The sequence below is a fragment of the Lacticaseibacillus zhaodongensis genome (assembly GCF_009687905.1).
GTDB lineage: Bacteria > Bacillota > Bacilli > Lactobacillales > Lactobacillaceae > Lacticaseibacillus > Lacticaseibacillus zhaodongensis.
The window spans coordinates 308240-321852 of the sequence record NZ_BLBG01000001.1 but is presented as its reverse complement, the minus strand read 5'-3'; the positions used below and the strand labels follow the sequence as shown (position 1 = coordinate 321852).

Annotated in this window: 12 protein-coding genes and 1 riboswitch; of the genes, 2 read left to right on the top strand and 10 right to left on the bottom strand. The window is 53.1% G+C overall.

Going from position 1 to position 13613, the window contains the following annotated elements; genetic code table 11:
• Positions 1-91: 91 nt before the first annotated feature.
• Positions 92-448: a FluC/FEX family fluoride channel gene (locus GN107_RS01685; protein ID WP_155285964.1), complete on the bottom strand. Its 357-nt coding sequence runs from the start codon at positions 446-448 to the stop codon at positions 92-94.
• Positions 442-840, bottom strand: a complete 399-nt coding sequence (locus GN107_RS01680) for a fluoride efflux transporter FluC (RefSeq protein WP_155285965.1) — start codon at positions 838-840, stop codon at positions 442-444. The genes GN107_RS01685 and GN107_RS01680 overlap by 7 nt, the downstream gene beginning before the upstream one ends.
• A gap of 174 nt (positions 841-1014) precedes the next feature.
• A riboswitch (Fluoride riboswitch) is annotated at positions 1015-1082 on the top strand.
• A gap of 210 nt (positions 1083-1292) precedes the next feature.
• On the opposite strand from GN107_RS01680, the gene GN107_RS01675 reads away from it, so the two are divergent.
• Positions 1293-3566 (top strand): HAD-IC family P-type ATPase, encoded by a 2274-nt coding sequence (locus GN107_RS01675; protein ID WP_155285966.1) that lies wholly within the window; start codon positions 1293-1295, stop codon positions 3564-3566.
• 39 nt (positions 3567-3605) lie between these two features.
• Here GN107_RS01675 and GN107_RS01670 read toward each other — a convergent pair whose 3' ends face one another.
• Entirely contained in the window at positions 3606-4427 is an 822-nt protein-coding gene (locus GN107_RS01670; RefSeq protein ID WP_196246202.1) for a helix-turn-helix transcriptional regulator, read from the bottom strand.
• Between the two features lie 116 nt (positions 4428-4543).
• Here GN107_RS01670 and gap point away from each other — a divergent pair, with 116 nt between their 5' ends.
• Positions 4544-5572 carry a type I glyceraldehyde-3-phosphate dehydrogenase gene (gene gap / locus GN107_RS01665; protein ID WP_155285968.1) on the top strand — a complete coding sequence of 343 codons (1029 nt, stop codon included), beginning with the start codon at positions 4544-4546 and terminating at the stop codon, positions 5570-5572.
• Between the two features lie 450 nt (positions 5573-6022).
• Here gap and GN107_RS01660 read toward each other — a convergent pair whose 3' ends face one another.
• The 7 genes from GN107_RS01660 to aroD all read right to left on the bottom strand — a co-directional run bounded on the left by GN107_RS01660 (position 6023) and on the right by aroD (position 13184).
• Complete coding sequence (locus GN107_RS01660) at positions 6023-7381, bottom strand: amino acid permease (RefSeq protein WP_155286278.1); 1359 nt, start codon at positions 7379-7381, stop codon at positions 6023-6025.
• 466 nt (positions 7382-7847) lie between these two features.
• Positions 7848-8999 carry a MalY/PatB family protein gene (locus tag GN107_RS01655; protein WP_155285969.1) on the bottom strand — a complete coding sequence of 384 codons (1152 nt, stop codon included), beginning with the start codon at positions 8997-8999 and terminating at the stop codon, positions 7848-7850.
• Positions 8999-9865, bottom strand: a complete 867-nt coding sequence (locus GN107_RS01650; RefSeq protein ID WP_155285970.1) for a DUF3737 family protein — start codon at positions 9863-9865, stop codon at positions 8999-9001. Before GN107_RS01650 ends, GN107_RS01655 begins: the two co-directional genes overlap by 1 nt.
• Positions 9866-10034: 169 nt before the next feature.
• Complete coding sequence (locus tag GN107_RS01645) at positions 10035-10778, bottom strand: SDR family oxidoreductase (protein ID WP_155285971.1); 744 nt, start codon at positions 10776-10778, stop codon at positions 10035-10037.
• Positions 10779-10963: 185 nt separating this feature from the next.
• Entirely contained in the window at positions 10964-11614 is a 651-nt protein-coding gene (locus tag GN107_RS01640) for a histidine phosphatase family protein (RefSeq protein WP_155285972.1), read from the bottom strand.
• Positions 11614-12369 carry a phosphosulfolactate synthase gene (gene comA / locus GN107_RS01635; protein WP_155285973.1) on the bottom strand — a complete coding sequence of 252 codons (756 nt, stop codon included), beginning with the start codon at positions 12367-12369 and terminating at the stop codon, positions 11614-11616. Before comA ends, GN107_RS01640 begins: the two co-directional genes overlap by 1 nt.
• Positions 12370-12467: 98 nt before the next feature.
• Entirely contained in the window at positions 12468-13184 is a 717-nt protein-coding gene (aroD, locus tag GN107_RS01630; RefSeq protein ID WP_230678535.1) for a type I 3-dehydroquinate dehydratase, read from the bottom strand.
• Positions 13185-13613 lie beyond the last annotated feature (429 nt).

Genomic DNA, 13613 nt, shown 5'->3' with positions numbered 1-13613 from the left:
CTTGCGCAAACCAAAATAGGTTCAAAATCCCCATTGTGCGCATTAACCAGCACAGAGCATTTTGAACCTATTTTTGGGCTAAGCAAAGTATTTAACGAGTGATTAATCTTCCTAACCCAGCGCCCAGTAATAACCCAACAATACCAGCGCCACTGGTCCCTAGGTAATACCATGCAAACGCCTTGCGCCGGCCGTTACATAGCAAGATTAACGCGTCGGTCATGAATGTTGAAAAGGTCGTGTAGCCTCCGCAAAACCCTGTTAGTAGCAACAGTGACCACGGCTCCTGCAGCAACAGTAGTGCCAGCAAGCCCGCCAAAAAAGCGCCCGTCACGTTAATCACTAACGTTGCCAGCGGCGTTCCTGGCCACCACTGCTTACCAGCTTGGGTCAACAAATAACGAATTACCGCACCACAACCGGCACCTAATGCAACAAAAATCACCATGCTTGCCGCCGCCTTCCAAACCACTCCGCGACAAGATAACCCAATAACGCCATTAGCAAACCGCCAATTAAGTTGAGCAAGAAGATACTCAGGGCGTAAACCGGCTGCTGCCCCACATGCTTGACTAGATTCAACACGAGTGTTGAGAAGGTCGTAAACGCCCCCACAAAACCGGTCCCGAGGGCTAAGATCAGCCAGTTGGGCAAATCGAAATACTCAGCCAAGCCATAGGTGATCAACGCCAGTAAGAAGCTCCCCACGAGGTTGACCGCCGTGGTACCCAGTAACGTTTTGCTATCGTTGAGCCAGATACCGATGCCATAACGTGCGGCCCCACCGCAGCAACCGCCGATAAACACGGCAGCAATATCTGGGTACTTGATTCTGTACATAGTGCTCACCTCTCATCGCCAATTGCCTGAATGCATCAGCTTTGGCTCGTGAATAATTTTGAATAACGACCAGCATTATAGCAAAACTGTTCTTCCGGACGCAAGCTGCTGTTTTGAAAATTTGCAAATGCTACTTGCGCGGATTTGCACACGGGTGTACTCTGTAGCTGTTCAAAGTTAATCGGCGATGACGTTCGCCACTAAAATTAATTGGTAAGCAATTTGATGACGTCTACTGCAATTTTTTTCTTGCAGTAGGCGTCATCTTTTTTTACCGGAAGGAGTACTTTTATGTCCGTAGTAATCGAAACTGTTAAGTTCTGGACATGTTGTTACGGCCGATACAAACTTAGTAAACCACAGTTAGTGTCAGTTGGATTTGACTAATTAGTTTCCTAAGCGGCTGGAGCCAGCTTCAGCCGCTGCTTGTACATAGAAAGTGAGGGGCGCACATGCAAGATAATATTGAAGCAAAGGGACTCACGCAAGCTGCAGCTGAACAACGGCTGGCAACGGACGGCCCAAATGAAGTCCAAGAACCCGCCTTTAATTTCACTAAGGCAATCCTGAGCAGGTTGTGGGAACCGAGTGCCTGGATTTTGGAAGCAGCCTTGATTCTCGAAATCGTGCTGGGCAAAGGCATCCAAGCTGCGTTCATCGTGATCATGTTACTTTTTGCTGCCGTGAATGGCGCAATTCAATCTCGGCGGGCCAGCATCGTGTTGCACAGTCTGGCCCACGACCTGACCCCCACCGCCGCCGTTAAGCGCGACGGCCAGTGGGCCAAGCTTCCAGCCAAAAAGTTAGTAGTCGGTGATCTCATCAGTTTACGCCAGGGCGATATCGTTCCCGCCGACGTGAAGTTACTTTCCGCCGCGCTGGAAATTGATGAGAGTTCCATCACCGGCGAATCCAAAACCATCACCCACCACCCCGGCACCACCGCTTTTGCCGGTACCGAAATTGTGACGGGCAGCGCGCTCGCCCGCGTCACGGCCACTGGTGCGGCGAGCCGCAGTGGCAAAACGATCAGTCTCATCAACCAAAGCTCTGCTCCCGGCCACTTGGAAAAGCTCCTCGGTAAGGTCATCGGCTACCTCGCCGCTGTCGACAGCATCCTTGCCGTCATCTTGATCAGCGCGGCGTTTATCCGGCACGAGAGCCTGATTGCAATGCTGCCCTTCCTTGCAATGCTGTTCATCGCCACCATCCCCATCGCGATGCCATCGAGTTTTGCGGTCGCTAACTCCGTGGAGGCCAAAGTCTTAAGCAAGCACAACGTTCTGGTTAGTGACCTAACGGGTATTCAGGAAGCAGCCAACACGAACCTGCTCCTAGTTGATAAAACCGGCACCATCACGACTAACAAACCGGAAGTAGTCGCATTCTATAATTTGTCGCAGTTGGCAGATCAAAACGTCATGCAACTAGCAGCTTCCGCCACGGATCAGCGCAACGCTAGTGTCATTGACGCCGCCGTTGTAAACCATGCGCGCTCGCAAGACGTTACGCCTTTAGCACAGGCCAACTTCATTCCCTTCGATTCGACCACCGGCTATGCACAAACTAACGTGACCACCGCTAGCGGAATAAAGATGCTGCGACTTGGTGCGCTCAAAAAGCTCACCACTGTCACCACCAACAAACCAGAGTTGCCCAACATTGATTACACAGCCGGACGCACGGTCGCACTGGCGGTTGATGACCAATTAGTGGCGCTCTTCATCCTGCAAGATCAGCCCCGCGCCGATTCCGCGGCGGCACTCAAGAAGATTCAAGCCCGGGGCGTCAAGACGATCATGTTGACGGGTGATAAGCAGGAAACTGCCGCTGCCGTGGCTAAATCCGTTGGCCTGTCTGGCAAGGTCGTGTCCTATGCGAACTTAAACGCTGATACGGATGTTGCCACCCTAGCCGGAATCGCCGATGTGGTCCCGGAAAACAAGCTGGCAATTGCCAAACGGTTGCAAAGTGCGGGCTATATTGTCGGGATGACCGGAGACGGTGTGAATGACGCACCGGCGCTGAAGCAAGCCGATGTCGGCATTGCCGTCGCTAACGCGCGCGACCTCGCCAAGCGTTCAGCAAGAATGGTCCTGCTAACGCCAGGCCTCACGCCAATCATCGCAATACTGGACAGTGGGCACCGCGTCTACCAGCGCATGCTGACCTGGACGATCACCAAGCTGGCGCGGACCGCCGAGCTGACAATGTTACTGACCCTAGGCTACCTCTTCCTCCGCTTCATTCCGCTGGCGCTGAACGCCATGATTTTGATCGCAATTCTGAACGATTGTGTCACCTTGGTTCTCGGGACAGATAACACCACCATCACCAAACGGCCGGAAAACTGGAGCATCCGAAAACTCGGCAAAATTGCCGGCTTGCTGGCTGGCGGCTGGACTGCGGTAGGTTACGGCTGGTTACTATGGCTGAATAATATTGGCCTCACAAATGGCCAGGTCAGCACCGGCCTCTACGTTTACCTGATTTTCAGTGCGATGCTGACAATTATCATGACCCGAACCAAAAAGGTATTTTGGCGCTCTGCCCCTAGTCGCGCTGTTGCCATAGCGATCACTGGCAACTGCGTGTTAACCGTAATTTTGGCGCTCACTGGCTGGGGCGTTGCGGCAATTAGCCCGACTTTCATTGCACTTGCTGTCGTGTTGGTGTTGGCCACTGGAATCATACTTACTGGCATCAAAACAGTTGTAAGACTCTAACAATTGAACAAAACGATTCAAAAAAGCTGAGAATTAATCTCAGCTTTTTGTGTCACCTGCTTTAGCCGCAAGCTGCTTTAATTTGACCCGCGTCGCCTGGTCACCAGCATCCTCAAAAACGACATAATGATTGGCTCCCGGAATCGCTAAAATGTTCTCAATCAAATATAATTCCCCAACATCGGGATTATCCAACAACAAATACTGCGTTTTGAAATCCGACACCGCCAGTGAATTCCAGGCGTTCATAAATGCCTGATCTTCTTGTACAGCAGTGTATAGTTCAGACAAGAACTTGGAATCAGTATCTTCACTGTAAATTTTGCGAAACACGGCGGTCACGTATTGGGAATACTGCTCCCAACCGGATAGGCTCTGCCGGAAATAGTCACTATTAAACGTCCGCCACACCCAGTTGCGGGTCAATGGCAGTTGCCGGTCCCAAACGCCGTACAACTGCTGAAAGCCTTTGTTGGTCGTAAGCACCGTGAGATTCTGATTCATGACAAAGGCCGGGCTTGGGTTACGAGACTCAATTAGGTCCATGACCGCGTTAGTTACTCCCTTGCGCTCGTCACGCGGGGGCGCCAGGCTGAGCAGGTTGAACACATACTCAACCTCCGGACGCGCAAAGAGCAACACGCGGCACACCTCTGTTAGGACATCTGCTGATGGTGTCGCATTACTGCGGCCCTGTTCGATGCGCGTATACCAGTCAACGCTGACGTGCGCCATACTCGCGACCTCATCCCTAGTCAAGCCGGGGGTTCGCCGCCGACTATCCGGGACAATTGAGTACACGGCGGGATCAACATGCTCGCGTTTGTAGCGCAAAAAATGGCCTAAAACTTTCTCGTTCACGTTAACCTCCAAGGTGGGATAACTTATCCCCTGATAAACACGCTCTTAATAATGATTTCCATTCCTTGCATACTATAACCGTTCAAGAGGGACACAACAACAAGGAGGAAATTTTCATGACAGTAAAAATTGGTATTAACGGTTTTGGTCGCATCGGGCGCTTGGCTTTCCGGCGCATCTTGGAATTGAACAAGGAATCCAAGAGCATTGAGGTTGTGGCAATCAACGATTTGACCAGCCCCGCAATGTTGGCCCACCTGCTCAAATACGATAGTGCACACGGTACGTTAGACGCCGATGTTAGCGCCACGGATGACGCGATTGTCGTCAATGGCAAAGCGTACCATGTCTACGCCGAACCAAAAGCCGCTAAGATTCCTTGGGTCAAAAATGATGGGGTTGAATTCGTGCTCGAATGTACCGGCTTCTACACCTCAGCGGAAAAATCGCAGGCCCATCTTGATGCTGGGGTAAAGCGGGTTTTGATTTCGGCTCCCGCTGGCAACGACGTTAAGACAATCGTCTACAATGTTAACGATGACACCCTGACTGCAGCCGACAAGATTGTTTCCGCCGGTTCTTGCACCACAAACTGCTTGGCACCGATGGCTGACGCACTTGATAAAGAATTCGGGGTCGTTGCCGGCACGATGACCACCGTGCATGCCTACACCGGTACCCAGATGCTGCTCGACGGTCCCGTTCGTGGTGGCAATCCGCGGGCTGCACGTTCCGCAGCCGTCAGCACAATTCCCCACTCATCCGGCGCTGCTAAGGCGATTGGCTTAGTACTGCCAAGTCTAAATGGCAAGCTGAAGGGTCACGCGCAGCGGGTACCAGTACCTGATGGTTCCCTTACCGAACTCGTCACCGTGCTCAACACTAATAATCTGACCGCAAACGACGTCAACGCCCACATCAAGCCCTACACCAAGGATAATGAAAGTTTCGGCTGGAATGAAGATCACATCGTATCTGCGGACATTATCAATACCACCTATGGGTCTGTGTTTGATCCAACCCAAACCGAAATCGTGACGGCTGGCGACACACAGTTGATCAAAACCGTAGCTTGGTACGATAACGAATACGGCTTCACCTGCCAGATGATCCGGACACTTCTGAAATTTGCCGAATTAAATTAAACTGCAGGCAACTGTAAGTATCACAGCAAACACTCGCAAACTGATACGTCTCACAAATATTTCGAACCCACCAATCTTATAACTGAAGCAAGCAGCATGGCATTTCACGTTTGGGAAAACTGCCATGCTGCTTGTTGTATTTGCTATGGTCCTGTTTGGGGAGACAATTAAATATCTACATCCTTTAAATAGAAGTTATTTAGTTGTCCAAATCAAAATCCACGGTCAACAGCCGACTAATTATCATTCGAGAAATTAAAAATGGTCTTCATACTCCCACCGAAGAATCACGTCTGCATCAGGTTAACATCAAGGCCATCACAAACTGGCCAAAAATGTACGCCAATGATGGAACTAAAGGCATTACCAAACGTAAGTCCTACGTAAAGTACACCAAGGCTTTCAAATTTTGGGGTTCACGTCACGCGGAGAAGCTGTTTTTAATATCAGTTAAGCATGAGCATAGCGGTCACCCACCATTTTCCCAACCGTGAGCACGAGCAGCCAGGCAACAGCAAGCAACACCGGCATCGCCGTCGTTTTCGCTAGCAACATGATAACAATGACACCCGCAAAGAACGCCAATACTAGGTAGTCGGCGACCGGATAGAACGGCGCCACGTAACTGGTCAGTCGCGGCGTCACGCGCCGGTACTTGATGTGAGCGAGAACGATCATCGCCCACACAAAGAGGAAACTGGTGGTGGCTACGGAGGTGATCAAGGTGAACACCGCGCTCGGCAGGAAAATGTTCAGCAGTACCGCCAGCGCCACGACCACAGCGGAACCAACAATCGCGTTGGCGGGAATCTGCCGCCGCGACAACTTGCCGAAGGGCTTAAGCATTGGACTTTTACTCTCCAATGCCAGCGAGTACAGCATCCGCCCCGTGGTGTACAAACTTGAGCTGCAAGCCGATGCGGCCGCGGTGAGGACGACAAAGTTGATGATGTTCGCCGCCGCCTTGATGCCGACGCTGCTGAACACCTGGACAAACGGACTCGAGTTAGGCGTCACCGCTGACCAGGGGTAAATGCACATGATAACCGCCAGCGCCCCGAAGTACAGCAGAATCATCCACAGCATCACCTTCCTAATGGCCTCCGGAATCACCTTCTCCGGTTCCAGCGCTTCGCCGGCGGTCAGGCTCACGACCTCAATGCCGGTAAAGCTGAAAATCACCATCTGGAACGAGGCCAAAAAGCCGTGCAGGCCCTTGGGGAAGAAGCCACCGTGACTGACCAGGTTGGTCACGGCCGCGTGCCCGCTGGCCGTTGGGTAATGCACCGCAATCATCCAGCAGCCGATGACGATGAGCCCGACGATGGCGGCAATTTTGATCAAAGATAACCAGAATTCCGTCTCGCCGAACAGGCCCACGGAGAGCAAGTTGATCAGCAGCAAGAGCACCACGGCAATCAGCCCCGGCACCCACTGCGGCAGGCTCGGGAACCAGAAGCGGATGTAGAGCCCAATCGCGGTGACCTCCGCCATCGCCAGTGCCAGCCAGCACAGCCAGTAGGTCCAGCCGGTCACAAAGCTCGCCTTTTCACCCAGGTAACGCTTGATGAAATCGACAAATGTATGTTGGGTGAGGTCCGACATGAGCAGCTCGCCCATTGCGCGCATCATGAGGAAGCACACCAGCCCCGTCAGCAGATACGCAAGCAGGAGCGAGGGCCCGGCGACGTGAATCGACTGGCCGGCACCGAGGAACAGGCCGGTGCCAATCGTGCCGCCGATAGCAATTAGCTGCACGTGCCGTCCTTTGAGATTGCGGGCAAGTTTTTGTTCTGGCTCCTGTTGCATTGCGTTCCTCCTCTGCCGAGCGGTCGCGGCCAAACGCCGGACCGGTGCTATGGTCAAAAATTCTTCGGGACATATTTTCAATTTTACGCAATATGCGTTGAAAAAGCTACAACCACGCGGGCTGCGCGATTGTTACAAAATATGGAAGGTCGCAATATAAACCATCCACACCGGATGTGGCGCTTATAAATCATCCCAAAATTTACCATAAGCAAACCATGATGTGTGTTGTCGCCATATTTTTGCCATCGACGCAAACGCTGTTCTGGCGCGGGTTACAGCGGGTCGCTGCGCATATTTAGAAATATGTCCCGAAGCAAAATTACGCCTTTCAGCTCAGCACGTGTTTCGCCTGCAGTCTCAAGTGTAACGCGAATTCGTTGCAGGCAGTCAGCTAAGCGTTCTGCGGACATTAAAGCCGCCCCAAGTCATGAGGCGGCTTTTCCATGCAGATTCAAAATCATCCTTACTCCGCGAGCCCCTTCTTCAGCCGCTGCAGCCCGTCCTTCAGCATCGCCTCCGGACAAGCAAAATTCAGCCGCAAGAAGTGACTGCCATTACCACGGTATTCGGAACCGTCCGACAGGATCAGCCCACTCCGCTCCCGAATCTGCTGGGTGAGCTCCGTGGCACTCTTACCGTAGCTGCTAATGTCAAGCCAGATCAGGTAAGTGGCCGGACCGGAAGCAACGTGCACACTAGGCAGTTCTCGGGCCACAAACTCGGTAACCAACTGGTGATTACGCCACAGTTGCTGCTTCAAAGCTTGCAGCCATTCCTCGCCCTTTGTGTACGCGGCAATAGTTCCCGGAATCGCCAGCAGGTTCGGCTCGGCGACTTCATCACTATTCAGGCCGCGGTCCACACTCGCGTGCAGGTTGGTGTTCGGCACAATGGCCGTTGCCGCGTGCAGCGCCGCCACGTTGAAGGTTTTGCTCGGTGAGACGAGCGTGATCGTGGTCTGTGCCAGCTCCGCATCCAGGCTGAAGACTGGTGTGTAGTCTGGCCCGTTCAGGACCAAGTCGCCGTGAATCTCATCGGAGAGCAAGACAACGTGGTGCTGCTGGCAGAGCGTAGCAATGCGCGTCAATTCAGCCCGCGTCCAGACCCTGCCAATCGGGTTGTGCGGGTTGCAGAGAATCATCAGGGTCGTCAGCGGCTCGGCCAGCTTTTGCTCGAGGTCGGCCCAATCAACGGCGTACTGACCCTTCGTATAGACCAAGTCGGAGGACAGGACGTGGCGGCCATTGTTTTCGATGGAGTGGTAGAACATATTGTAGACTGGTGCCTGCACCAGCACGTTGTCGCCGATGTGGCTGATGCGGCGGACAATTGCCGAAATTGCCGGAATGACACCGGTTGTGAAGGTCATCCACTCGGGGTCAGCAGTGGCGTGGTGGACATGCTGGTACCACTGCGCAACGGCGCCAAAATAATCCGCCTGGGGCTCTTCGTAACCGAATGCGCCCAGTTCCAGCTTCCGCTGCATCGCGCTAACGATGGCCGGGGCCGTCTGGAAATCCATGTCGGCGATCCACATCGGCAGCTCGTCGTCCTGAACGTGCCACTTGATGGAATCACTGTGCCGCCGCTGCGGTGCGTGCGTGAAATCAAACATTACGCCACCTCCCCGTTACCAATTGGCGTTGCGGTCACAATTTTGACCTTACTTGTGTCCAGCTTGGGGTCGTCCTGAATCAGCGTGCCGATACTCTGCGCGCGAATCGTGCCGCTGATTGGGTTCTTCACACTCATGATGGCGGTCGTGATATCCGCATCGATGTCACTGCAGTATTCAAAGGCCAAGTCGGTCCGCAGCAGCTTGCAGTTCTTCATGGTCAGGTGGTCGATGTAGCACAGCCCCTGGTCGCTCTCGATGGTGCAGTTGATGAGCGTCAGGTGCTTGGTGTTCCAACCGAGGTACTCCCCGTTGATGGTTGAATCATAAATCGTGACGTTCTCGCAGTTCCAGAAGGCGTCCTTAGAGACAAAAGTGGAATTGTGGACCTCAACGTTCTTGGCCCCATCGAAACAGTAGTTACCCACTAGGTTCACGTGGTCCAAGTAGAGATTGCTGCTGTTCATGCCGAAGTAATCCCCGCTTGCCTGCACATCGGTCAGCCGCACATCGTCACAACTCCACAGAGTCTCCTGCGCATCGCTAAAATGTACGTGGTCGAGCTTGATCTGCTGGCTGCGCCGGAATAATTTTGGCGCCTGCAGCGTGCTGTTCGTGATGGCAATGTCCGTCGTGTACCAGATACCCGAGCGGCTCATGGTCTCAAAAATGCTGTGGTCGACCTTGATGTGCTTGCTATACCACAGCGGGTACTTCCACTTGAAAATCGAATCGCGCAGCGTGATGTTGCTGCTCTCCTTCAGCGGGGATTCACCCGGGCCAAAAGTCGTGTTCGTGATTGTTGCGTCATGTTCGGCAAACAATGACCGTTCGCCTTCAAAATACTGATCTTGATATGTTGTCATGTCCGCTCCTTATTTTGTCTAGCGAAAAGACTGCTTCCGCGTTGTTAACTTCAGTGTAAACCCTGTCCTTAGCTGCATGGCAAGGACAAAATCGGCAAAATGCTTAAACAGGCACCAGCCCCATCCGGACTAGTGCCTGCTAAAAAGTATCTTCTAAAACCCTAACCCATTACCATGGCTGGTTCGTTGGCCCAACTGTGAACTCGTTAACGTTGGTGTCTTCCGGCATGTCGATGGCAAAAGCCACCACCTTGGCCACCCGGTCCGGGGTGATTTCGTACGCATCATAGGTCTGTTGCATATCCTTAGCAGACTGTGGATCTGTAATCGTCTTCAGCAGTTCCGTCTTGATCGCGGCCGGGTAAATCGTCGCAGTGCGAATGTTACTGTGCTCCTGCGCCGACTCCATGCGCAACACTTCCATCAGGTCGCGAACGGCCCACTTGGTCGCACCGTAAACAGCACCACCAGGGTAAGCCTTCAAACCGGCAACGGAACTCGTTGCGATGAAGTGCCCGGACTTTTGCGCCTTAAAAATTGGCAAGGCGGCGGCAATCCCGTTCAGGACACCCTTCAAGTTAACGTCGACCATCTGGTTCCACTCATCAGTCTTGAGTTCTGACAGTGGTGAGTTCGGCATCAAACCGGCATTCAAGAACATCACGTCGATGCAGCCAAAAGTGTCCTGGGCGAGCTTGACCAGCTCAACGCTGTCCTCTGGCTGCACCACATTAGTCACGCGGTAAACCGCCTCACCACCAGCGACCTTGATTTCGTTGGTCAAGGCCCGCAATTTTTCTACACGCCGGGCACCGAGAACTACCTTGGCGCCCTGACTTGCCAGCAACTTGGCGGTTTCGGCACCAATCCCACTAGATGCGCCGGTGATGACAACAACTTTATCTTTAATCATTAATTTTGCCTCTTCTCAACTTGAGTTAATTGCTAATGATTTAAGAGTAAAGCCATCCGTCCACTATGTCGAATGCTTATATTGAATCTCTTAGTATAGGCGCAAAGCATAGGCAATTAATCTCCACCGCACCAAAATAACCGCTACAGCATTGTTGCCATAACGGTTATTTTGAACTACTGACCCTAGAGAATAGAAACATTGCCTTCATTTAAATCAACATTCTTCAGGTACGCGGTCTGGTTGTACACATCAAGATAAAATTGCCCATCCTTAAACGCAACAATGGATGTGGACAGGTTCTTCAGCCCGAGCAAGCGGTCGTTACCAGTTGCGGTCCGAATTCCTAACTGACCAATTCCACCGTGGGTAACCACTAGGGCATTGTCATCGGCACCAAGTTGACCCGCAATATCACGCAGTGCCTGCGTGAAGCGCTGCCCGGCTGCGGCGAAAGATTCCATGCCAAGCGCCTGCAACCGCGGGTCATCTTCACGATGCGAGAGTTTGACGAATAATTCGCGGTGCTGGGCAATCAAATCATCGCGCCGCTTGCCCTCCCACTGGCCAAAGGAAATTTCTGTCAGCCCCGGCAGTGGCTGAATGTGCACACCATGCAACCCCATCGCCTGCGTCACGATTTCGGCAGTATGCGTGGCCCGCCGAATCGGACTGGAGTACACCCCGGCAAAATGATAATCAGCCAAGTAATGGGCCAATTGCTTATAGCCGGTCAGGTCATCAGTGAGCAATTCGCTGTCGGCATGAGCACCTTGCAGGCGTTTCTCGAGGTTCCACGCCGTTTTGCCGTGCCGAATGATGAATATCCGTTTCATTAAATTCGCCCCACTGTATCGGCCCGCAAACCGCGGCGTAAGGTTTCGACCGACGTGGCCTCATCAGTGGCAATGTTCCCGAGGTTCACCTGCGGGCCGAACTGCAAAATCAAAGCGGCCTGCTGACTCTTCAGTGGCGCTTCGAAAATCAGGTGCTCAGTTCCGACCCGCGCAATGGTGGCTAATTCATCCTCGATAATATTGCCGTTTTGGTCATAAATCCCAATATTCTTACCGGCCTCGCGCGCTTCAATAATGACGTAATTAGCGCCCGCTTCCAAATCCTGCTTGATCTGAACCACCCGTTCCTGCGGTGTGAGTTCGTGGTCGAGCGTCGGGTTCTTTTTGCCCACTTCGGCAATCACGTAAAAACCGGCGGCCTGTGCCTCCTGAATTAACTCGGTCCGCCGCTCGGTACTGATTTGCGTGGAACCATCACTAACTTCAACACCGGTGAAGCCGAGTTCTTTGCTTGCAGTCAAGAATTGGCTGTATTTGCCCGCCGCCTCAGCGACTTCGAGCAGAGTCCCCCCTGGATAAACAACGATTCCGGCTTCCTTGTAATAGGCAATCTTCTGCCGCACTAATTCTTGATCCATTGTTGCGGCGGTGCCCCAGCCGAGCTTGATGAAGCTGATCGTCGCCCCCGCCGTCTGCACCAAGTCCGCTGCGGCGTGCAGCCCCAATCCTTTGTCCAAAACCATTGTCTTGCCCGCATCCTTTGCACGCGGAGCTAAAAAGTCATACGCAAGCATTGCGCTACCCCCGAAAATTATCAATTAATTAATAGAATCGATTTTAGCGGCAGCTTGTGAAGAAATAATGACGATTTTCCGGAACATTGTGCTTTTGTTCATTTTTGTTCAACTTGCAGCGCGCTGACGGTTGCAACACTGAGCTGACCGGACGCACGCACGGCTCCGAGACTGGCAAAAGTCAGTGCGGGTGCAAACGGGCCCGCCGCGATTCGTGTCAGTTGCCCCAGCGTTCCCATTCCAATCACGATTGCCGGCTTGGCCAGATTGGCCCGCGCCCAGGCACTGATTGCCAGCAAATTCAGCGTGTCCGCAGGTTCTTGCGGCATGGCCGCTAACTTCACGACGTCCGCCCAAGCGGCCTGCGCGCGTAACCGGGCCTCCGCCTGGACCACGATTGGCGTCGCCTGGAAGTCATGGTGGCTAGCCACCACCGCGCAATCGTGTCGGTGCGCCTGTTCCAGAAGCAGCAGGCGCGCGGTCACGGACACAATGTCCGTGACGTCAATTGCGTCCGGGTGTGCCCGGTGGCCGAGCCGGCTGTACATGGCGACGTATTCACCCTCTTCCCCCGTAAACGCACCGCCCTCCGCATGCGTCCGCAGTGTCATTAACAACAGTTTGCCCGCCGCGTGCACCCGGGTCCCGATGATCGCCGCGGTCTGGTCATCAACGTCCGGCCACGCGTCCACACGCCATTCGGCAACTTGTGCCGGGCTCTGACAAAAAGCTTGTAGCTGCGTCTGCATGGCCGCCGCAGTGTTCGCGGTGAGCGGCACGGCAATGGCCGCCAGCTCTGCGCGCATGGCCTTCATAAACTCCACTGAGATTCCTCCTTAAGCCACCCAGCTGAATTGCGCTTCATCCGGGTGCTAACAGTATAGTTTCAATGATCCGGTATGCATCCGAATGTGGCCCTGGGAAGCAAGGACCCGCCCGCGTGTTCACACTGGTTAAAGATAGTAGGCATACCCAGAATATTTACCACCGGCGCTATTCATCAGCAAAACTTCCCTGATTTGTTGCAGTGAGCTTAACCCCCGCGATATGTCTTGTCAACGGCAAGCATTCTGATCTGCGGTAAAAAGCTAGGCCAATTTCTAAGGGCAGCGAATAACGACGTGCCCTCTTGAAAACATGCGCCCTTTGAATCGAAAAAAATTATCTAAGTTAGATTAAGCGCCAGCAGCCCGTCTGCAAAGCATCTTAATAAGCTGTCGCTATTTTCAACGCTCTTTTACATA

What these genes read in the sequence shown, in the direction of transcription:
- GN107_RS01655 (WP_155285969.1), bottom strand. Translation starts at nt 8,999, where the DNA reads ATGTTTGATTTCACGCACGCACCGCAGCGGCGGCACAGTGATTCCATC.
- GN107_RS01675 (WP_155285966.1), top strand. Translation starts at nt 1,293, where the DNA reads ATGCAAGATAATATTGAAGCAAAGGGACTCACGCAAGCTGCAGCTGAA.
- comA (WP_155285973.1), bottom strand. Translation starts at nt 12,369, where the DNA reads ATGCTTGCGTATGACTTTTTAGCTCCGCGTGCAAAGGATGCGGGCAAG.
- GN107_RS01680 (WP_155285965.1), bottom strand. Translation starts at nt 840, where the DNA reads ATGTACAGAATCAAGTACCCAGATATTGCTGCCGTGTTTATCGGCGGT.
- aroD (WP_230678535.1), bottom strand. Translation starts at nt 13,184, where the DNA reads ATGAAGGCCATGCGCGCAGAGCTGGCGGCCATTGCCGTGCCGCTCACC.
- GN107_RS01660 (WP_155286278.1), bottom strand. Translation starts at nt 7,381, where the DNA reads ATGCAACAGGAGCCAGAACAAAAACTTGCCCGCAATCTCAAAGGACGG.
- GN107_RS01645 (WP_155285971.1), bottom strand. Translation starts at nt 10,778, where the DNA reads ATGATTAAAGATAAAGTTGTTGTCATCACCGGCGCATCTAGTGGGATT.
- gap (WP_155285968.1), top strand. Translation starts at nt 4,544, where the DNA reads ATGACAGTAAAAATTGGTATTAACGGTTTTGGTCGCATCGGGCGCTTG.
- GN107_RS01650 (WP_155285970.1), bottom strand. Translation starts at nt 9,865, where the DNA reads ATGACAACATATCAAGATCAGTATTTTGAAGGCGAACGGTCATTGTTT.
- GN107_RS01685 (WP_155285964.1), bottom strand. Translation starts at nt 448, where the DNA reads ATGGTGATTTTTGTTGCATTAGGTGCCGGTTGTGGTGCGGTAATTCGT.
- GN107_RS01640 (WP_155285972.1), bottom strand. Translation starts at nt 11,614, where the DNA reads ATGAAACGGATATTCATCATTCGGCACGGCAAAACGGCGTGGAACCTC.